This is a genomic window from Falsihalocynthiibacter sp. CO-5D18, from assembly GCF_041205445.1.
GTDB classification, from domain to species: domain Bacteria; phylum Pseudomonadota; class Alphaproteobacteria; order Rhodobacterales; family Rhodobacteraceae; genus Falsihalocynthiibacter; species Falsihalocynthiibacter arcticus.
In genome coordinates this window covers 1-18,818 of sequence record NZ_JBGFCF010000006.1, presented here as the reverse complement: position 1 = coordinate 18,818, position 18,818 = coordinate 1, and the positions used below count along the sequence as shown (strand labels likewise).

The following is an 18,818-nucleotide window of genomic DNA, read 5'->3' as shown; positions in this document are numbered from 1 at the left end:
CGCCGTTTCGACAATACATTTCGTGGAGAACGCCAATGCCTGAACAATTCCTTTGGGCCGCTGAGGTCATGGTGAACGGGCTGATGGCTGGGGTGCTTTATGCCCTTGTTGCGCTGGGCTTTGTGCTTATTTTTAAGGCGTCTGGCGTCTTTAACTATGCTCAGGGTGTCATGGCACTTTTTGCCGCGCTGACCCTTGTGGGAATTATGGACGGTCAAGTTCCGTTCTCGCATCTCATCAACGCGGTTTTTGGAACCGATATCCATGAATTTGGGTGGCATGTACCAGCCGTTCTCGCGATCATTCTAACCGGTGTTGTGATGGTCGGGCTGGCAATTCTTGTGGAGCGGTTCGTGCTGCGGCATCTGGTCAACCAACCCGATATCATCCTGTTTATGGCAACGATTGGCCTCGCCTACTTCATGGAAGGCATGGGCGACCTGATGTGGGGCTCCGAAATCAAGGCGTTAAACGTCGGCCTTCCACAGGGCATTTCCGAAACCGTCGAAGAGGTGACCTACAACTGGTTTGGCTATGGCTTCTTCATCGACCGTTTGGACATTGTTGCGACGGGTATTGCTGCGCTCTTGGTGGCTGGACTTACGCTTTTCTCGCAATATTCGAAACAGGGTCGCGCCTTGCGCGCAGTTGCCGACGATCATCAGGCCGCTTTGTCGGTAGGCATATCGCTGCGCTTTATCTGGATCCTCGTTTGGTCGATCGCTGGGTTTGTCGCGCTTGTCGCGGGAATGATGTGGGGCGCAAAATCAGGCGTGCAATTCTCGCTTTCGTTGATCGCTCTCAAAGCCTTGCCCGTCTTAATGCTCGGCGGATTTACATCCATACCCGGCGCGATTGTGGGGGGCCTAATTATCGGCGTGGGCGAAAAACTGTTTGAGTTTTCCATCGGTCCGATGGTCGGTGGCGCCACCGAAAACTGGTTTGCCTATGCGCTTGCGCTGGTGTTCCTCGTGTTCCGCCCACAGGGGCTGTTCGGCGAAAAAATCATCGAGAGGGTGTAAATATGACCTTGGATTTTACCATCTTGAAAAACGGGGAGGGGTCTGATGCTCTATCGTGAAGCCGGTGATTTTAAGACCACTTACAGTGAAGACAACCAGACCTTTCCGATCAAATTTGATCGCATCGGCTACTACGTCATTATGTTTGTGGCGTTCTTGGTTATCCCATTTTTCATCAATGATTACTGGGCCAGCGCCGTTTTTGTTCCGTTCCTGATCTATGCAATCGCCGCGATTGGACTGAATATTCTTGTCGGATACGCCGGTCAAGTGAGCTTGGGAACGGGCGGTTTTATGGCCGTTGGGGCATATTCTTGTTACAAACTGATGACGTCCTTTCCCGATGTTTCAATCCTCGTTCACGTTGTTATCTCGGGTATAATCACGGCGTTGGTTGGTGTTTTATTTGGCCTGCCGAGCCTACGCATCAAAGGGTTCTACCTTGCTGTTGCCACGCTCGCGGCGCAATTCTTCCTCGTGTGGCTGTTTAACAAAGTTCCATGGTTCTACAACTATTCGGCTTCGGGCCAGATTTCCGCGCCCGAAAGAACTGTTTTCGGCATCGAAGTGACGGGTGCAAATACGGACGCCTGGGCGAAATACCTTGTCTGTTTGATCTTCGTGACGGGGTGCGCGTGGCTTGCCCGCAACCTCACACGCGGAACAATCGGGCGCACATGGATGGCGACGCGCGACATGGATATCGCTGCGGAAATCATCGGGGTGAACCCCCTCAAGGCCAAATTGACGGCCTTTGCTGTTAGCTCATTCTTTGTAGGGATTTCAGGCGCGCTCTTTTTCTCGGTCTATCTGGGGTCGGTTGAGGTTGGTGAAGTCTTCGGTATTAACAAGAGTTTCCTTGTGTTGTTCATGATTATTATCGGCGGTTTGGGGAGTGTTTTTGGAAGCTTTGCGGGTGCGGCCTTTATGGTTTTGATGCCGGTGCTTTTGAAAAATGTACTCGTGGGCGGCTTGGGCTGGCCCACCGATATTGCGGCGCATTTTGAACTGGTGATTGTAGGGGCACTGATCATCGTGTTTCTCATCGCTGAACCACATGGCCTCGCGCAACTTTGGCGCGTGACAAAAGAAAAACTAAGATTGTGGCCCTTCCCGCATTAAATGGGGCGGCGCAAATAGATCGAGGGGAAAACCCTCGGCACAACTCGAACATTGTACCCTAGGGAGGACTTAAAACGATGAAAATGAAACTTGCTACTATGGTAACAGCCGCTGCATTGTCTGCTGCTGTCCCCGCGATGGCGGACCTTATGTTCCCATCGCTCTCTTACCGCACCGGCCCCTATGCCGCTGGTGGTATTCCTTTTGCGGATGGTTATGCCGACTACTTCACGTTGCTTAACGAGCGCGATGGCGGTATCGGCGGCGTGAAAGCGAACGTGGTCGAATGCGAAACTGGCTATAACACCGAAAAAGGCGTTGAATGCTACGAGAGCACCAAGGGCGAGGGCGCGTTGATCTATCAACCCTTGTCCACAGGCATCACCTATCAGTTGATCCCCAAAGTGACCGCCGATGGAATCGCGCTTCACACAATGGGCTATGGCCGGACCTCAGCTAAAAACGGCAAGATTTTCAGTAACGTCTTCAACTATCCCGCAAATTATTGGGATGGCGCTTCGATCGCGGTAAACCACTTGCTCGACATGAACGATGGTAGCCTCGAGGGCAAAAAAGTTGCGCTTGTTTACCACAACTCTGCCTACGGCAAAGAGCCGATCCGCACCCTTGAAGAACTTGCCAAGAAGTACGGATTTGAGCTGACCCTTTTGGCCGTTGACCACCCTGGTCAGGAGCAAAAATCGCAATGGCTGCAAATCCGGCGCGAAAAACCCGACTATGTTTTGATGTGGGGTTGGGGCGTTATGAACCAAGTTGCGATCCAAGAAGCGGCAAATATTCGCTTCCCAATGGAGAACTTCGTTGGCGTTTGGTGGTCTGGTGGCGAGCATGATGTGCTACCGGCTGGCGATGGGGCGAATGGCTATAAAGCGGTGACCTTCCACAATGTTGGCAACGATTTCCCAGTTTTCGATGACGTTCAGAAATACGTTGTGGATACCGGCAAAGCGGCTGGTAACGGCGATCAAATCGGCACGGCGGTCTACAACCGTGGTTTCTATGCGGCGATGCTCGCGGCAGAAGCGGCTTTGAACGCACAGAAGATAGCGGGCAAAGCCGACATCAATGCGGCGGATATGCTTAAGGGCATGGAATCTCTTGAGATCACCGAAGCGCGTATGGCCGAACTCGGGATGCCGAATTTCGGTCCATCGTTTGCTGTCACCTGTGAAAACCATGGCGGCCCAGGTCTTGGCGCGATCCAACAGTGGGATGCGTCGACAAAAACTTGGTCGCTCATTAGTGATTTCGCACCTTCTGATGGCGAAATCATCGACGCACTGGTCCTTGAAGATTCGATGGCCTATGCGGCGGAAAACAACATCGAAGAGCGTTGTAACTAAACACAAATCCCTTTGGCCACGGCGTGTGTTGTGGCCAAAGGGTACTTATTTAATTGAGAAAATGGTGAATACAATGCTGGACGCCACACCTACACCCCAAGCCGAACCTCTTTTGGAGGTGAATAACATTGAGGTGATTTATAATCACGTTATCCTCGTGCTCAAAGGGGTGAGCCTGACTGTTCCCAAAGGGGGAATTACCGCCCTATTGGGTGGGAATGGTGCTGGCAAAACCACAACCTTGAAGGCCATTTCCAACCTGCTGCACAGTGAGCGCGGTGAGGTGACGAAAGGCTCTATCCATTATCGTGGCGAGCGGGTTCAAGACCTCACACCGTCGGATTTGGTGAAAAAGGGCGTGATTCAAGTCATGGAAGGCCGGCATTGTTTTGAGCATTTGACGATCGAAGAAAACCTGATGACGGGCGCCTACACGCGCCGCGATGGCAAAGCCGCCGTCGCCGCCGATCTCGAGATGGTCTACAATTATTTCCCGCGGCTCAAAGAGCGACGCAAAAGCCAGGCTGGATATGCCTCTGGCGGCGAGCAGCAAATGTGCGCCATTGGCCGCGCCCTCATGAGCCGTCCCGAGACCATTTTGTTGGACGAGCCGTCAATGGGCCTCGCCCCACAGCTCGTGGAACAGATTTTTGGGATCGTGAAATCGGTCAACGAAAACGAAGGCGTGAGTTTTCTTCTGGCGGAGCAAAACACCAATGTGGCGCTGCGTTTTGCGCATTACGGATACATCCTTGAAAGCGGTCGCGTTGTTATGGATGGCCCTGCTTCCGAGTTGCGGGAAAATCCGGACGTGAAGGAATTTTATCTGGGGATGTCCGATGACGGGCGCAAATCCTTCCGTGACGTGCGGAGTTATCGCCGGCGCAAGCGGTGGTTGAGTTAATGCGGGGCGACCGGATGCGATATTACGACGAACTAGAGGCGCGCAGTGCAGATCAACGTGCGGCGGGGATCGCACGGGCTTTGCCAGCTCAACTTGCTTCAGCCCAAAAGGCACCTGCGATTGCGGCATTGTTGGCGGGCATTGATGTGTCTAGTATTGCATCGGTTGCCGACTTGGCAAACCTTCCTGTGACGCGCAAGTCCGAACTGGTTTCTGGGCAATCCAAGAGCGCGCCTTTCGGGGGATTTACCACAGTGGGAGCCTCAGACTTCGAGCATATTTTCCAGAGCCCAGGGCCGATTTATGAGCCGGGCCGTCTTGGTGGTGATTGGTGGCGTATGGGGCGCTTTTTGCATGCCGCTGGAGTGGGGCGTGGAGACATCATCCAGAACTGCTTTAGCTATCATTTGACACCTGCTGGGATGATTTTTGAGAGCGGTGCGCGCGCCGTTGGTGCTACGGTGTTGCCCGCCGGAATTGGTCAGACGGAACTTCAGGTGAGGGCAGCGCATGATATCGGCGTCACCGCTTATGCCGGGACGCCGGATTACCTCAAAGTGATCTTGGACCGCGCTGAGACGGAGGGTCTAGCGTTAAAAATTAAGCGTGCTGTCGTCGGTGGCGGAGCCCTTTTCCCGAGCCTTCGACACGAATATGCGGACCGTGGGATCACGTGTTTGCAATGCTATGCAACGGCGGACCTCGGAAATATCGCCTATGAAAGCGAGGCGATGGATGGGATGATTGTCGACGAAGGCGTGATCGTTGAAATTGTCATCCCGGGGACGGGAATACCCGTTGCGGCGGGGGAGGTTGGCGAGGTTTTGGTGACGACACTCAATCCCGATTACCCGTTGATCAGATTCGCCACAGGCGATTTGAGCGCGGTTTTGTTGGGCGAAAGCCCATGTGGCCGAACGAATATGCGGATTAAGGGCTGGATGGGGCGTGCGGACCAAACGACCAAGATCAAGGGTATGTTTGTCCGACCTGAGCAAGTCGCGGACTTCGTGGCTAAGCATCCGGAAGTTCAGAAAGCCCGCGTGATTGCCACGCGCAAAGACGAGCAGGATATTCTCACTGTAAAAGTCGAGGCAACTTTTGGCGATGCCGCTGTGCTTGCTGCCAGCGTTTTTGAAACGCTCAAACTGCGCGGGAACATTGAAATAGTTCCCGTTGGAAGCTTACCTAACGACGGAAAAGTGATTGACGATCAGCGTAGCTACGACTGATTTCTCAGAGACAAAAAAAGGGGGCCCTGCGACTTGCGGGCCCCCTTTTTTGTCGACAATTTAGCAGATCCTAAGAGTTTCCGTAGAGTACGCGGACTTGCTTGTAGCTCATAAGTTTGCGCTCTTTCTCATCCCAAAGGCGGAGTTTCACGCACGCGATACTTTCTAGAATCGTGAGGCGCTGGTTGACGCTGAGGTCGGGATGGTCACGCATAACTTCCGTCAGGCGATAGAAGGGAATGCGAGAATAGAGGTGGTGCACATGATGCAAGCCGATATTTGCGGTCAGCCATTGAAGGACCGCCCCCAATTCATAGTGGGAACTGCCGTGCAGCGCGGCGTCGTGCATTTCCCAATCTTCGGCCACATCCCAATGCGTGTCTTCAAACTGATGCTGGACGTAAAAGAGCCAAACGCCCCCCATCGCGGCAAGCAAAGTTGTTGGCAAAAAGATCATTAGGATTGGAGCCCAACCGCCAAAATAGACAATAACGCCAAGGATCAATGCGATTGCGACGTTGGTTCCCATCGCGCTTGTCCAATATTTGCGGGATTTCATGAATCCGATGGGCAAGCGATATTGAAGGTAGAAAACATACGCAGGACCGATGACAAACAGAACCAACGGGCTGCGGTAGAGGCGATAGGCGAATTTTCCCCATGCCGAGCGTGCCTTATATTCTTCAACAGTCAGCGTCATGACGTCGCCCATGCCGCGTTGGTCTAGGTTTCCCGAGGCGGAGTGGTGAATAGCGTGCGTGCGCTTCCAGACGTCATAAGGTGTCAAAGTCAAAACGCCGAGCGCACGTCCAACCCAATCGGAAACTTCTCTGTTGGCAAAGAACGCGGCGTGGCCGCAATCATGTTGAATTGCAAACAGGCGCACAAGGAACAAGCCATTTACGAGCGCAATTGCGGCAGCCAGCCATGGGCTGACGGACAAAGCCAACCAAGCCAATGCCCAAAGGGCAAAGAAGGGTACCAATGTTACCGCAAGCTCAAATAGGCTGCGCCAAAGAATAGGCTCGCGGTATTTTGCGAGAACGCGAAGCCAATCGCGGGCTGTATCAACCTTTTTAGGTTCAGCCGACACGTCCGACTGCGGGACGGGCTGGGAAGCGAGTTGGTTCATGCTGCTCTCTTTTTATAACTTGCTCGTTGGGGGCAATGTAAGGGTGTGAAGCATATATTGCCATCTATTTGTATTTGTTTTCTTAACAAAAGGGCTATTTCACGCCGACAATCGCGGCCCAAAAAAAAGCCGCCCGAAAAAGGCGGCTTTTTTTCTAATTTATAGAGGGGGTTAGCCCTGGCGCGCTTTAAAGCGGGGTTGCGTTTTGTTGATCACATAAACGCGGCCCTTGCGACGTACTACGCGGCAATCGCGATGACGGTTCTTGAGCGAGCGGAGCGAATTCCGGACTTTCATGGCCTTCTCCTTTTATCGCGGCGCGTGGCGCCTCGGGTTACAATCGGCCCCTTGCGGGGGAATTTGGTACATCACTCTGACGAATCAGAAGTAATGGTGGGCACGACTGGGTTCGAACCAGTGACCCCTTCGATGTCAACGAAGTGCTCTACCACTGAGCTACGCGCCCAAATTTTTGCGGTGCCTTTTGCGCCCTAAACAAATAGGACGCGGAAAAACCGCGTCAACTGGCGCTGTCTATAAAAGGAGTCGTGGCGGTGTTCAAGGCCTTTGGTGCGGAATTATTTCGGTCTATAGTGATTGTAACGGGGGGCTTAAATGATCAAAACCACTTTTTCGCTTAAAATGCCTGAAAATAAGGAAACTTCGGTGGTTTTTGCCGTGCCACATAGTGGCCGCGAGTATGATCGAAAGTTCAAAAGAAAGTCGATTCTCGACGAAAAATCGATTCGAACCTCGGAAGATGCGTTCGTGGACATGCTTTTTGATACAGCACCGAAGTATGGAGCCGTGTTTCTGGCGGCAAAATTTCCGCGTGCGTTCGTTGATTTGAACCGAAATGTTGACGAACTTGATCCGGCGCTGATCGAAGGCCTGAAAAAGAACACGACTAATCCGCGCATCGCATCGGGGCTGGGCGTTATCCCGCGCGTCGTTTCGGGCGGGCGCGCAATTTATCGCGGCAAGATTACCCATGATGAGGCGGTAAAGCGGATTGCCGATTATTGGCACCCATACCACGACATATTGCATCGCATCATGGCGCACAATCTGTCGGAATTTGGTCAAGCGGTATTGGTGGATTGCCATTCGATGCCGCATGAAGCGTTGGATGCCATTGCGCGTTCGGGTGCGCGGCGTCCCGATGTTGTGATTGGGGACCGCTTCGGGGCTTCGGCCAGCGAAGCGATAGTTTGTCAAATTGAAGAAATATTTCGGGCGCAAGGCCTACGCGTTCTGCGCAATATGCCGTTTGCGGGCGCCTATATTACAAAAGAATATGGCCGTATCAGTGCGAACCAACACGCGGTGCAAATCGAGATTGACCGCTCCCTTTATATGAACGAGCAGATGATCCGCCCGAATGGGAATTTCAACGCGTTTCGCAAGATGATGCAGGATGTGACGGAGCAAATTGCCGATATCGGGCGCGATAAAGCGCGCATGGCGGCGGAATAGTCAGCGCAAAGAGCGCCCCTTCATGATCGCATCTTTGCCAAAGCGTGCCCGTATTTCATCGGCCGCCCGCTCGGCACGGCCGCGTTTGATGGCTTCGGGATCAAGCAGGTCACCCGTTAAATCGGCACCGCCTTCTGGAATAAGATCGCTGATCCCCACACCAATGAGGCGATAGGGTTTGTGATCGGGAACAGCGTCGAACAAGTCTCTGGCAGTGCGATAAATTTTGTCAGCCATTTGCGTGGCATCGCGGAGCGATACGCGACGGGATAGGGCGGTAAAATCGGCGCGTTTCAGCTTGAGAGTCACGACCTTGCCCGCCATGTTTTTGGCTTTGGCGCGGTCGCTCACCTGTTCGGCCAATCGCCACATATGACCGTCCAGTAGTTCGACGTCGGAAATATCGTCGAAAAACGTCGTCTCTTTGGAAATGGATTTCACCGAAGCGTTCGCCGTTATGCGGCGGTAATCTTGGCCGCGGGCCAGATGCCACAAGCGATCGCCCATGCTGCCGAAACGCGCGGTCAAATCCGCGCGCTCCCATCGCAAAAGATCATCAAATGTGCGCAGTCCCGCCTTTTCCAGCGAAATCTGAAATGCGGGGCCGACCCCCCAAATCATGCGGATGGGTTTTCCCGCCAGAAACGCGGGAGTCTCGGCCTTGCCGATCACGGAATATCCGCGCGGTTTGTCCATATCGCTAGCCACTTTGGCGAGAAACTTGTTGTGAGACAGGCCGATAGATCCCGACAGCCCCAATTCCTCGTCCATGCGTTTTACCAGACGCGCGAGCATGACGGCAGGAGGGCGGCCATGGAGGCGTTGCGTGCCTGAGAGATCAAGAAAGGCTTCATCCAGCGAAAGCGGTTCTATTTTCGGGGTCAACTCGTCCATCATCGCGCGGATCGCACGGCTAGCCTCAACATAGGCGTCCATGCGCGGCTTCACGACTTCGGCTTCGGGGCAAAGTTTGAGGGCTTGAAACATCGGCATCGCGGACCGCACCCCCTTGAGCCGCGCAATATAACAGGCGGTGGAGACAACGCCCCGTTTCCCGCCGCCAATAATTACAGGTTTGTCCCGCAGTTCGGGATTGTCGCGCTTCTCAACGCTGGCATAAAACGCGTCACAGTCCATATGGGCGGTCGAAAGGTCGAAAAGCTCGGGATGGACAAGAACCCGTGGGCTGCCACACTCCGTACACCGCAACCTAAGGGATGTCGGTGTCTCAAAATAGGATAAACAGTTTCGACAAAGGGCTGGCATGAGGTTAAAATAAGCCCATGGTTAGAATTACACAATGGACGCATTTTGGTGTTTTGCGCTTTGATCCGTAAGCAGTTCAGCCCATAACGAGTACAACAAAAGGAATTTATTATGAATATAGAACAGATTGTGCTCGATTTATTGAGCGGTAACATCGTCGTGCTTTTGCTTGCGGGCCTTGTAATAATACTGATTTTCAAAGGAATTAAGATTGTTCCCCAGTCGGAAAAATATGTGGTTGAGCGACTCGGGCGTTTGAAAGCCGTTTTAGGGCCTGGAATCAACTTTATCGTGCCGTTTCTTGATACTGTGCGCCACAAGATTTCGATCCTTGAGCGCCAACTTCCAAGCGCATCTCAAGATGCCATTACGGCGGATAACGTTTTGGTGCAGGTCGAGACCAGTGTTTTCTACCGCATCATTGAACCCGAAAAAACCGTTTACCGGATTCGCGATGTGGATGCAGCGATTGCTACAACAGTTGCTGGGATTGTGCGGTCGGGAATCGGGACGATGGAACTGGACGAAGTTCAATCCAATCGTCAGCAATTGATTTCCCAAATCAAAACGCAAGTTGAAGACGCGGTGGATGATTGGGGTATTCAGGTAACTCGGGCAGAAATTCTGGACGTGAACTTGGACGAGCAAACCCGCCAAGCCATGTTGCAACAGCTGAATGCAGAGCGTGCACGTCGCGCCCAAGTCACCGAAGCCGAGGGCACCAAACGCGCCGTTGAACTTAATGCCGATGCGGAGCTTTACTCCGCTGAGCAGCAAGCCAAAGCGCGCCGGATTTCGGCGGATGCCGAGGCCTATGCCACGGAAGTTGTTGCGATGGCGATCAAGACCCACGGCATTGAGTCCGCGCAATACCAAGTGGCCCTCAAGCAAGTTGAGGCCCTCGCGATCATTGGCAAAGGGGATGGACAGCAAACGATTATCCTGCCCTCAAGCGCGATTGAAGCCTTTGGCAATGCGTTTAACTTGCTGAAAGGGAAAGTGTAATGAACTGGACCGACTGGTGGGTTTGGATGGCAGCAGGGGTCGCGCTCGCGATCCTTGAGGTCATCCTGCCGGGGGCGATTTTCCTTGGGTTTGCTGTCGGGGCTTTTATGGTCGGGCTGTTGTTTTTGCTCGGCATCCCGCTTGGCGGAGTCTACACGACTTTCCTCGTTTTCGCGGTTATCTCGGCCCTCGCGTGGTTTGTGCTGCGCAGGTACCTTGGCGTGCGTAAGGGGCAGATCAAGACCTTCGACAAAGACATCAACGACTAGGCATTGCGCTTCACGTCCTTGATGGACGCAAGAATGGACTGAGCAGCGGCCGCAGGGTTGCTTGCTTGCCAAATCGGGCGACCCACAACGATATAATCGGCCCCGTCAGATAGGGCATCACGCGGAGTTGCGACGCGCTTTTGATCACCCAAATCCGCACCCGCTGGCCGAACGCCGGGAGTGACAATGAGGCGACCTTTGGCTTGGGGCAACGCTCGGATCAAGGCAGCCTCTTGGGGGCTTGCGATCACGCCGTCGGCGCCAGCTTCAAGCGCTTTTGCTGCCCGTTCCACCACCAAATCTTGAATAGCGCCTGCTTTTATGAGGCCCGCATCAAGGTCGGCGCGATCCAGGGACGTCAAGATCGTTACAGCGAGAATTTTCAAATCACTTCCCGCCTTGCCTTCGCCCGCCGCCCGCACAACATGCGGGTCGCCGTGCACCGTTAGGAAATCGAAATCATACTGGGCGATCCCGCGTACCGCCGCCTCGACCGTTGCGCCAATGTCAAAGAACTTCATGTCGAGGAAAATGCGTTTGCCATGCTCTTGTTTTAGCTCATTCGCCAAGGCCAATCCGCCACCCGTCAGCATACCAAGACCGATTTTATAGAAGTCAACGGTGGGGTTGAGTTTCGCGCAAAGTTCAAGGCCTGTCACCACGTTAGGGACATCGAGGGCAACGATAAGGCGATCATCAGACATGGGAATGCTCCGGTTGGCAAAGGGTTGGGCCTCTCTTACGCGGCCCGTGCGGGTCCATCAAGCGGGCAGGCGAAAAATCCACCGTTAGGCCTTGATTAGAGCCCGTCTGAGTACCATTTTAAGATCAGGCGAATAGGGAACTGTGCTGCAATGGCGGGCGGTTCGAATATGAGTGCTAATCAGGAGACTAAAATGAATATTGAAAAGTTCACCGAACGGTCGCGCGGATTTATTCAGGCGGCACAAACAATTGCAGTACGCGAAAATCATCAACGTCTTTCACCGGAGCATTTGCTCAAGGCGCTATTGGATGACGATCAGGGTCTTGCGGCTAATTTGATTACCGCCGCTGGCGGGGACCTAAAACTTGTAGACGAGTCGCTTCAGGTTGCTTTGGGGAAATTCTCCAAGGTCACGGGCGATGCCGCGCAAGTCTATATTGACCCACAGACCGCCAAAGTTTTGGCCGAGGCGGAAAAACTTGCCAAGCAGGCTGGTGACAGCTTTGTTCCGGTTGAGCGCATTTTGACGGCCCTCGCGATCACCAAATCCAAAGCCAAAGAGGCGTTGGATGCTGGGGGTGTGACTGCGCAAAAACTCAACGAGGCGATCAATGATGTTCGCAAGGGGCGCACCGCAGATAGTGCGAGTGCCGAAGACAGTTATGAGGCGCTCAAAAAATACGCGACGGACCTAACTCAGGCCGCCAAGGAAGGTAAAATTGACCCGATCATTGGGCGCGACGAAGAAATCCGCCGTACAATGCAGGTTTTGAGTCGTCGCACAAAAAACAACCCCGTTTTGATTGGCGAGCCAGGCGTCGGGAAAACGGCGATTGCCGAAGGACTCGCCTTGCGGATTGTAAGTGGCGACGTGCCCGAAAGTCTTCGCAACAAAAAGCTCATGTCACTTGATATGGGCTCGCTGATTGCGGGTGCGAAGTATCGTGGCGAATTTGAGGAGCGCCTTAAAGCGGTCCTGAACGAAGTTACGGCTGCAGCGGGTGAAATAATCCTGTTTATCGACGAAATGCACACCCTTGTTGGGGCCGGTAAATCGGACGGTGCGATGGACGCAAGCAACCTTTTGAAACCTGCTCTCGCACGGGGAGAGTTGCATTGTATCGGCGCGACAACCTTGGCGGAATACCGCAAACACGTTGAAAAAGACGCCGCCCTCGCGCGCCGTTTTCAACCCGTTTTGGTGGAAGAGCCTACCGTCGAGGATACAATCTCGATCCTGCGTGGGATCAAGGAAAAATATGAGCTTCATCACGGCGTTCGTATTACCGACAGCGCGCTTGTTGCGGCGAGCACCTTGAGTCACCGTTATATTACGGATCGGTTTTTGCCCGACAAAGCTATCGATTTGATGGACGAAGCCGCGAGCCGTTTGCGCATGGAGGTGGACAGTAAACCTGAGGAACTCGACACCCTTGATCGCGACATTTTGCAAAAGCAGATTGAAGTGGAGGCCTTACGGTCCGAAGACGATCAAGCGAGTCAGGATAGGCTGGAAAAATTGCTCGTTGAGCTATCTGGTTTGCTTGAAAAATCCTCCGAGATGACGGCGAACTGGCAAGCAGAGCGCAGCAAATTGGCAAATGCACGGGATATTAAGGAGCATTTGGATCGCGCGCGCGCCGAACTGGAAATTGCTAAACGTGAAGGCAATCTCGCCAAAGCGGGGGAGCTGTCTTATGGCGTGATTCCGGACCTAGAAAAACGCTTGGAAATCGCTGAGGCGAGCGAGAGCGAGTCGATGGTGGCTGAAGCCGTTCGTCCAGAACAAATCGCGAGTGTGGTTGAGCGTTGGACAGGTATTCCGACCTCGAAAATGCTTGAAGGCGAGCGCGACAAGCTGCTGCGTATGGAAGAGGGCCTTGGGCGGCGTGTCATCGGACAACGCAAGGCCGTAAAAGCGGTTTCGAATTCTGTGCGCCGTGCACGGGCAGGTTTGAATGACGAAAACCGTCCCCTTGGGTCGTTTCTATTCCTTGGGCCCACTGGTGTGGGGAAAACCGAACTTACGAAGGCGGTGGCAGAATTCCTGTTTGATGACGACAACGCGATGACGCGGGTTGATATGTCGGAATTCATGGAGAAACACTCGGTTGCGCGTTTGATCGGGGCACCTCCGGGCTATGTTGGCTATGAAGAAGGCGGTGTTTTAACCGAGGCCGTGCGGCGCAAACCGTATCAAGTCATCCTTTTTGATGAGGTCGAGAAAGCGCACCCTGATGTCTTCAACGTCTTGTTACAGGTTCTGGATGACGGGATTTTAACGGATGGTCAGGGGCGTCGCGTTGATTTCAAGCAGACGTTGATAATTTTGACGTCGAATCTTGGGGCGCAAGCGTTGAGCCAACTGCCAGATGGTGCGGACGCAAGTGATGCCAAGCGGGATGTGATGGATGCGGTGCGGGCGCATTTTAGGCCTGAATTCCTCAACCGATTGGATGATATCGTCATATTTGACCGTCTTGCACGCGAGGATATGAGTGGAATTGTGGAGATCCAGCTTGGTCTTTTGAACAAACGTCTGGCCACACGATCCATTACGCTCGAACTTGATCTGGCTGCGAAAAAGTGGCTAGCGGATGAGGGGTATGATCCGGTCTTTGGGGCGCGTCCTCTTAAGCGCGTGTTTCAACGTGCCTTGCAAGATGAGCTTGCTGAGATGATCTTGGCTGGCGACGTTCTGGATGGGGATACCGTCAAGGTTTCGGCGGGCAGTGATGGCTTGATTGTGGGCGATCATCTGTCTCCATCCGAAAAACGGCCACCAGAGAGTGCGGTTGTCCATTAACTGCACACAATAGCGCCAGGTCAAACCCAGCCAGATTGGCTGGGTTTTTCTTCGGTCAAATTAAGAGTGCAGAAGTATTTGACTTGTATCGGAACTTTTCCCCCCGCATCATTCGCCAAATATATTTGGAGAGATTTAATGATGCGATTCATGGGGTGGGCGGGACAGGCGCTCGAAATTTTGGCACTATTGTTCGTCTTCATCATTGGCTTTTTTGTACTTATGGCGCTGGTCATGTTTGTGATCGACAAGGTGCAAAAAGAGGACGCGGTTCGCAGGAATTATCCGGTCATCGGGCGCTTTCGGCATTTATTCACAACTCTAGGCGAATTTTTTAGACAGTATTTTTTCGCGATGGATCGCGAGGAGCTTCCATTTAATCGCGCGCAACGAGAATGGATCGATCGCGCAGCCAAAGGCGCAAGCAACACGGTCGCTTTCGGGAGTACGCGCAATTTGTCGGTTGTGGGCACACCGATTTTTGTCAATGCCGCGTTTCCCCCGCTTGATGATCAAATCACCAAAACTGAACCAATGGAAATTGGCCCCTTTGCACGCACTCCTTATATTGCTCCGTCGATTTTCAATATCTCGGGGATGAGTTTTGGCGCTTTGTCTAAGCCAGCGGTTCGCGCGCTCAGTCGTGGTGCGGCCAAGGCTGGAATTTGGTTGAATACGGGGGAGGGTGGTGCGGCCCCCTATCACTATGAGGGCGGCTGTGACATTGTTTTCCAAATCGGTACTGCGCATTATGGCGTGCGAAGCGAGGATGGAAGCCTGAGTGACGAAAAGCTACGCGAAGTTGCCTCGCACCCTCAAATCAAGATGTTTGAGTTGAAATTGGCGCAGGGGGCAAAGCCGGGAAAAGGTGGTATTTTACCCGCGTCTAAAGTGACGGCGGAAATAGCGAGTATTCGTGGGATTCCCGAAGGGGAGGCCAGTATTTCGCCGAACCGACATGCCGCGGTCGCAAATTGGGGCGAATTGCTCGATTATATCGGTCATATTCGAGAGGTTTCGGGCAAACCCGTCGGATTCAAAACGGTCGTTGGGAGCCCAGATGCAATTGAAGAGTTGTTTAAGCTGATTGTCGAACGAGGCCCTGAGTGCGCACCGGACTTTATTACTATTGATGGAGGGGAGGGTGGGTCCGGCGCAGCACCTATGCCGTTGATTGATCTGGTCGGGATGAGCGTTCGCGAAGCGCTGCCAAAGGTTTCCGCTTTGCGCGATTCCTATGGGTTGAAAGAACGCATTCGCATCATTGCGAGCGCCAAACTGGTTAATCCTGGGGATGTGGCATGGGCGCTGGCCGCAGGAGCGGACTTTGTCACATCGGCGCGGGGCTTTATGTTCAGCCTTGGTTGCATTCAGGCCTTAAAATGCAACAGAAATACCTGCCCGACGGGAATTACAACGCATGATCCGCATTTGCAGCAGGGTTTGGTGCCGGAAGAAAAATACAAAAAGGTGGCCCGTTATGCCGAAGGTATCATCCATGAGGTTGAGACCATCGCGCATTCCGTTGGTGTTCTTGAACCGCGACAAATCCAACGTAGCCATGTGCGTTTGGTGATGGCGGATGGCTCAAGTCGGCGCATGAGCCAAATTCACCCGAATAAGAGCGAAGCAGAACGCTCCGCTCTTTAGATGGCTTTATTCTAGCAAGCCAATATTGATGCCAAAGGTCACGCCGCCAAGCAATTCACCTGTCGCAGGGTCGGAAATAGCGGAAGAAACCTGAACCAGATAGGCTCCAGTGCTTTCGTCTAGTTCAACCTCACTGGTGTGAATTGAGCCGCTGCCCTTGCCATACGTCTCTTGGTACTTCGCTTCATCGCCCTGCCAGTAGTCGGACGTGAGCCCGCTTTGACCTACGTTCAGGCCAACCATATCAAACACGAAAACTTCGGATACCACCCCATTAGACGACAACTGTTTTTCAATCAGGTATTTTGAGATTTCCCGGGCCATAACTTCAGATTGTATCGGGGTTTCAGTTGCACCGACTTCGGCACGCCAAAGATTGTCTAGGTTAATAATATCTGCTTCGACGAGAGTCGCGTGTGCCGCATTTTGCGCGCGCAGAGCGTCGATCACTGTGGGGTTTTCGACCCATGCGGCAAGTGTGTTTTCGAGGACGCCTGAGATATTGGCTTCAGTGTCGATTGCCTGTGCGCTGTGTGCGAGCAAACTGAAAGCAAGGGCTGATGTTACGAAGAGACGTTTCATACGGTGTTCCTTAAAATAGGGATTCAGAACCGTAATTTGCTCATGAAACTCTTAATCAACACCTAAAGCGGTTTCCACATCCGTATAAAATTGTAGCAATCAAGGCAGACAATTCGTGAAGGTGGGGGGATTATTTCAACGCAATGACGAAAACACCGATTATTCTCACGCCCACCAAACAAATTCGTGAGTTCTGTCTATTTATCTTTTTGTTGAGGCCTTTTCGATTAACTTTAGGAGAAATTGCTGGAGGTGCAAATGGCACAACGTTTTAAAACTAATCTCAAATGGTCTGACGTGACCCCGCGGGCAGATTTCCTTAATCGGCGCCAAGTCATGGCAGGAATGGGCGCGGCAGGGTTGATCGCGGCAAGTCCGGTGAGCGCGAAAATCGCCACTGTTGCGAGCGAGTACTCATCAAGTGAGAAGCCAAACAGCCTCAAGGACATTAGTAATTACAATAATTTCTACGAGTTCGGTACCGGTAAAGGGGACCCTGCGAAATATGCGGGGCGTCTAACTGTGGACCCGTGGAGTGTAAAAATCGACGGAATGGTCGACAAACCCGGCACCTATGACCTCGCTGATTTGACCAAGGGTATGACGATGGAGGAGCGGATTTACCGTTTCCGTTGCGTCGAGGCTTGGGCGATGGTGATCCCGTGGGTCGGGTTTGAGTTGTCCTCGCTCCTACAGCGCGTCGGAGTTCAGTCGGGTGCAAAGTATATTGCGTTTGAAACCCTTGAACGCCCCGACGAAATGATCGGCCAGCAAAGCCGGACCATTCCTTGGCCTTACCGTGAAGGTTTGCGCATGGACGAGGCGATGAATCCGCTCACGATTTTGGCGACGGGCCTTTATGGCGATGATTTGCCCAATCAGAACGGCGCGCCGATACGTTTGGTTGTGCCTTGGAAATATGGATTCAAGTCGATCAAGTCCATCGTGCGCATCACCGCGACCAATAAACAGCCCGAAACCAGTTGGAACATGATCAACGCGCGTGAGTATGGTTTCTATTCTAATGTGAATCCAACTGTGGATCACCCGCGTTGGAGCCAAGCGAGTGAACGTAAAATCGGCGGGCTTATCGCTAAGCGCCAAGAGAGCCTCATGTTCAATGGTTATGAAGAAGAAGTGGCCGGACTGTATAAGGGCATGGACCTTCAGAAAAACTACTAAGCTAAATTGAGCATCGGCAAACGGGTTCACCCAAAATTGCCGATGCAAACCACTCCCTATATACAAAGAGACGCTGCGCGCATGTTCGACCCAATTCAAACGATCAATCAAACTGTGCGCAAAATTCCCGCGTGGAGCCTGTATTTTCTGGGTCTCGTACCCGTTTCATTTTTGGTTTTTCAATTGTTCGCGGGAAACCTCGGGGTTGATCCGGTTAAGCGGCTTGAGCATGAACTCGGGGAAATCGCGCTGCAACTCCTCATAGCGGGGTTGGCGATTACGCCGTTGCGGACCAAGCTTGCCATCAACCTGATCAAATTTCGCCGCGCCATCGGACTTTTGGCCTTTGCCTATGTCGCCATGCATCTGGCGGTTTGGCTCTTCCTTGATATGCAACTCCTCCTCACGCAAATCCTAAAGGACATCGTAAAGCGCTGGTACATTACCATTGGGATGCTTGGATTTGCCTTGATGATTCCCTTGGCGATCACGTCCAACAATCTCTCCTTGCGGAAACTGGGTGGGGCGAGGTGGCGCAACCTGCACAAGCTCACCTATGGTGCGGCGTTGGCGGGTGGGCTTCATTACGTGATCCTTGTGAAGGGGTGGCAAGTTGAACCGATGATCTATCTGGGTATCATCATAGTACTTTTGGGTCTCCGTCTGCCGCAATTGCGCAGATTGAAGCTCGCATAGGGTTGTAGGTCTGGTAGTTCCCGAAGTTTCGGCCTTCCCTGGTTGTGTTGGGATTCAACCGAGCTGGGCACGCCCCCATTTTCATTTCCAATGAGTGAGTCGGGTGACTCGACAAAGACTCACGTGACAATTCCGCGAAGCCACACCTTGAGTCTGTGGATAACTGTTGATTTGGAGTGTTTTGGTTGGATTTCTTGCCGTGGTTGTCTAAAATTCGGGTGTTGGTCCGTGATTTTTTGCACCATTTTTCTGCCTTTTACTGAGGAAACGTGAGCTTTTTGAAGTTTTTATGACTTTTTCATAAAAAGGGGTTGCGGGTCTTGGTGGGTGGGACTAGAACCCCTCTACCGGCGGCGCAGAGATGCTCCACTGGGTCACTGGACGGGTCGAGAGGCCAGACGGTG

The 18,818-nt window shown here is 52.9% G+C and carries 17 protein-coding genes and 1 tRNA gene; 12 read left to right on the top strand and 6 right to left on the bottom strand.

Annotated features, from left to right (window positions below):
* Positions 1 to 35 precede the first annotated feature (35 nt).
* The 5 genes from AB9F27_RS09595 (at position 36) to AB9F27_RS09575 (ending at position 5,644) form a co-directional block, all read left to right on the top strand.
* The gene (locus AB9F27_RS09595) at positions 36 to 1,022 is read left to right on the top strand and encodes a branched-chain amino acid ABC transporter permease (RefSeq protein WP_335584039.1); all 987 of its coding nucleotides are present in this window, start codon (positions 36 to 38) and stop codon (positions 1,020 to 1,022) included.
* Positions 1,023 to 1,067: 45 nt separating this feature from the next.
* Positions 1,068 to 2,144, top strand: a complete 1,077-nt coding sequence (locus AB9F27_RS09590; RefSeq protein ID WP_335584040.1) for a branched-chain amino acid ABC transporter permease — start codon at positions 1,068 to 1,070, stop codon at positions 2,142 to 2,144.
* A 77-nt stretch (positions 2,145 to 2,221) separates the two neighbouring features.
* Positions 2,222 to 3,508, top strand: coding sequence for an ABC transporter substrate-binding protein (locus tag AB9F27_RS09585; RefSeq protein WP_335584041.1), 1,287 nt, complete (start codon positions 2,222 to 2,224; stop codon positions 3,506 to 3,508).
* Between the two features lie 73 nt (positions 3,509 to 3,581).
* Complete coding sequence (locus AB9F27_RS09580; protein WP_039001189.1) at positions 3,582 to 4,412, top strand: ABC transporter ATP-binding protein; 831 nt, start codon at positions 3,582 to 3,584, stop codon at positions 4,410 to 4,412.
* A 14-nt stretch (positions 4,413 to 4,426) separates the two neighbouring features.
* Positions 4,427 to 5,644, top strand: a complete 1,218-nt coding sequence (locus AB9F27_RS09575; protein WP_335584042.1) for a phenylacetate--CoA ligase family protein — start codon at positions 4,427 to 4,429, stop codon at positions 5,642 to 5,644.
* A gap of 70 nt (positions 5,645 to 5,714) precedes the next feature.
* On the opposite strand, the gene AB9F27_RS09570 is transcribed toward AB9F27_RS09575, so the two are convergent.
* The 3 genes from AB9F27_RS09570 to AB9F27_RS09560 form a co-directional block, all read right to left on the bottom strand.
* Complete coding sequence (locus AB9F27_RS09570; protein WP_335584043.1) at positions 5,715 to 6,776, bottom strand: fatty acid desaturase; 1,062 nt, start codon at positions 6,774 to 6,776, stop codon at positions 5,715 to 5,717.
* Between the two features lie 171 nt (positions 6,777 to 6,947).
* On the bottom strand, positions 6,948 to 7,073 hold the full coding sequence (ykgO, locus tag AB9F27_RS09565; RefSeq protein WP_008282420.1) for a type B 50S ribosomal protein L36: 126 nt from the start codon (positions 7,071 to 7,073) through the stop codon (positions 6,948 to 6,950).
* 94 nt (positions 7,074 to 7,167) lie between these two features.
* Positions 7,168 to 7,242, bottom strand: a tRNA-Val gene (locus AB9F27_RS09560).
* Positions 7,243 to 7,391: 149 nt separating this feature from the next.
* On the opposite strand from AB9F27_RS09560, the gene AB9F27_RS09555 reads away from it, so the two are divergent.
* On the top strand, positions 7,392 to 8,252 hold the full coding sequence (locus AB9F27_RS09555; RefSeq protein ID WP_335584044.1) for an N-formylglutamate amidohydrolase: 861 nt from the start codon (positions 7,392 to 7,394) through the stop codon (positions 8,250 to 8,252).
* On the opposite strand, the gene AB9F27_RS09550 is transcribed toward AB9F27_RS09555, so the two are convergent.
* A complete protein-coding gene (locus AB9F27_RS09550) occupies positions 8,253 to 9,518 on the bottom strand; it encodes a DNA polymerase IV (protein ID WP_335584045.1) in 1,266 nt (421 codons plus the stop codon).
* A gap of 111 nt (positions 9,519 to 9,629) precedes the next feature.
* On the opposite strand from AB9F27_RS09550, the gene AB9F27_RS09545 reads away from it, so the two are divergent.
* On the top strand, positions 9,630 to 10,523 hold the full coding sequence (locus tag AB9F27_RS09545) for an SPFH domain-containing protein (RefSeq protein WP_335584046.1): 894 nt from the start codon (positions 9,630 to 9,632) through the stop codon (positions 10,521 to 10,523).
* A complete protein-coding gene (locus AB9F27_RS09540) occupies positions 10,523 to 10,792 on the top strand; it encodes an NfeD family protein (protein ID WP_039001178.1) in 270 nt (89 codons plus the stop codon). The genes AB9F27_RS09545 and AB9F27_RS09540 overlap by 1 nt, the downstream gene beginning before the upstream one ends.
* Here the strand turns inward: AB9F27_RS09540 and pyrF are convergent.
* A complete protein-coding gene (pyrF, locus tag AB9F27_RS09535) occupies positions 10,789 to 11,496 on the bottom strand; it encodes an orotidine-5'-phosphate decarboxylase (protein WP_335584047.1) in 708 nt (235 codons plus the stop codon). The genes AB9F27_RS09540 and pyrF overlap by 4 nt on opposite strands.
* Positions 11,497 to 11,688: 192 nt before the next feature.
* Between pyrF and clpB the strand changes: the two genes are divergently transcribed.
* Both clpB and AB9F27_RS09525 read left to right on the top strand, forming a co-directional pair.
* Positions 11,689 to 14,304, top strand: coding sequence for an ATP-dependent chaperone ClpB (clpB, locus tag AB9F27_RS09530; RefSeq protein ID WP_335584048.1), 2,616 nt, complete (start codon positions 11,689 to 11,691; stop codon positions 14,302 to 14,304).
* A 150-nt stretch (positions 14,305 to 14,454) separates the two neighbouring features.
* Entirely contained in the window at positions 14,455 to 15,954 is a 1,500-nt protein-coding gene (locus AB9F27_RS09525) for an FMN-binding glutamate synthase family protein (RefSeq protein WP_369755438.1), read from the top strand.
* A 6-nt stretch (positions 15,955 to 15,960) separates the two neighbouring features.
* Here the strand turns inward: AB9F27_RS09525 and AB9F27_RS09520 are convergent, their stop codons facing one another.
* On the bottom strand, positions 15,961 to 16,536 hold the full coding sequence (locus AB9F27_RS09520) for a hypothetical protein (protein ID WP_335584049.1): 576 nt from the start codon (positions 16,534 to 16,536) through the stop codon (positions 15,961 to 15,963).
* Positions 16,537 to 16,794: 258 nt separating this feature from the next.
* Here AB9F27_RS09520 and msrP point away from each other — a divergent pair, with 258 nt between their 5' ends.
* Positions 16,795 to 17,718, top strand: a complete 924-nt coding sequence (gene msrP / locus AB9F27_RS09515) for a protein-methionine-sulfoxide reductase catalytic subunit MsrP (RefSeq protein WP_335584050.1) — start codon at positions 16,795 to 16,797, stop codon at positions 17,716 to 17,718.
* A gap of 81 nt (positions 17,719 to 17,799) precedes the next feature.
* Positions 17,800 to 18,414, top strand: coding sequence for a protein-methionine-sulfoxide reductase heme-binding subunit MsrQ (msrQ, locus tag AB9F27_RS09510; RefSeq protein WP_335584051.1), 615 nt, complete (start codon positions 17,800 to 17,802; stop codon positions 18,412 to 18,414).
* The last annotated feature ends 404 nt before the right edge of the window (positions 18,415 to 18,818 follow it).

Bases quoted from the DNA above. Each gene is read 5' to 3' on its own strand.
- msrQ (WP_335584051.1), top strand. From the start codon at position 17,800: ATGTTCGACCCAATTCAAACGATCAATCAAACTGTGCGCAAAATTCCC.
- AB9F27_RS09550 (WP_335584045.1), bottom strand. From the start codon at position 9,518: ATGCCAGCCCTTTGTCGAAACTGTTTATCCTATTTTGAGACACCGACA.
- AB9F27_RS09520 (WP_335584049.1), bottom strand. From the start codon at position 16,536: ATGAAACGTCTCTTCGTAACATCAGCCCTTGCTTTCAGTTTGCTCGCA.
- AB9F27_RS09580 (WP_039001189.1), top strand. From the start codon at position 3,582: ATGCTGGACGCCACACCTACACCCCAAGCCGAACCTCTTTTGGAGGTG.
- AB9F27_RS09590 (WP_335584040.1), top strand. From the start codon at position 1,068: ATGCTCTATCGTGAAGCCGGTGATTTTAAGACCACTTACAGTGAAGAC.
- msrP (WP_335584050.1), top strand. From the start codon at position 16,795: ATGGCACAACGTTTTAAAACTAATCTCAAATGGTCTGACGTGACCCCG.
- AB9F27_RS09585 (WP_335584041.1), top strand. From the start codon at position 2,222: ATGAAAATGAAACTTGCTACTATGGTAACAGCCGCTGCATTGTCTGCT.
- AB9F27_RS09555 (WP_335584044.1), top strand. From the start codon at position 7,392: ATGATCAAAACCACTTTTTCGCTTAAAATGCCTGAAAATAAGGAAACT.
- ykgO (WP_008282420.1), bottom strand. From the start codon at position 7,073: ATGAAAGTCCGGAATTCGCTCCGCTCGCTCAAGAACCGTCATCGCGAT.
- AB9F27_RS09540 (WP_039001178.1), top strand. From the start codon at position 10,523: ATGAACTGGACCGACTGGTGGGTTTGGATGGCAGCAGGGGTCGCGCTC.
- clpB (WP_335584048.1), top strand. From the start codon at position 11,689: ATGAATATTGAAAAGTTCACCGAACGGTCGCGCGGATTTATTCAGGCG.
- AB9F27_RS09570 (WP_335584043.1), bottom strand. From the start codon at position 6,776: ATGAACCAACTCGCTTCCCAGCCCGTCCCGCAGTCGGACGTGTCGGCT.
- AB9F27_RS09525 (WP_369755438.1), top strand. From the start codon at position 14,455: ATGGGGTGGGCGGGACAGGCGCTCGAAATTTTGGCACTATTGTTCGTC.
- AB9F27_RS09595 (WP_335584039.1), top strand. From the start codon at position 36: ATGCCTGAACAATTCCTTTGGGCCGCTGAGGTCATGGTGAACGGGCTG.
- pyrF (WP_335584047.1), bottom strand. From the start codon at position 11,496: ATGTCTGATGATCGCCTTATCGTTGCCCTCGATGTCCCTAACGTGGTG.
- AB9F27_RS09545 (WP_335584046.1), top strand. From the start codon at position 9,630: ATGAATATAGAACAGATTGTGCTCGATTTATTGAGCGGTAACATCGTC.
- AB9F27_RS09575 (WP_335584042.1), top strand. From the start codon at position 4,427: ATGCGATATTACGACGAACTAGAGGCGCGCAGTGCAGATCAACGTGCG.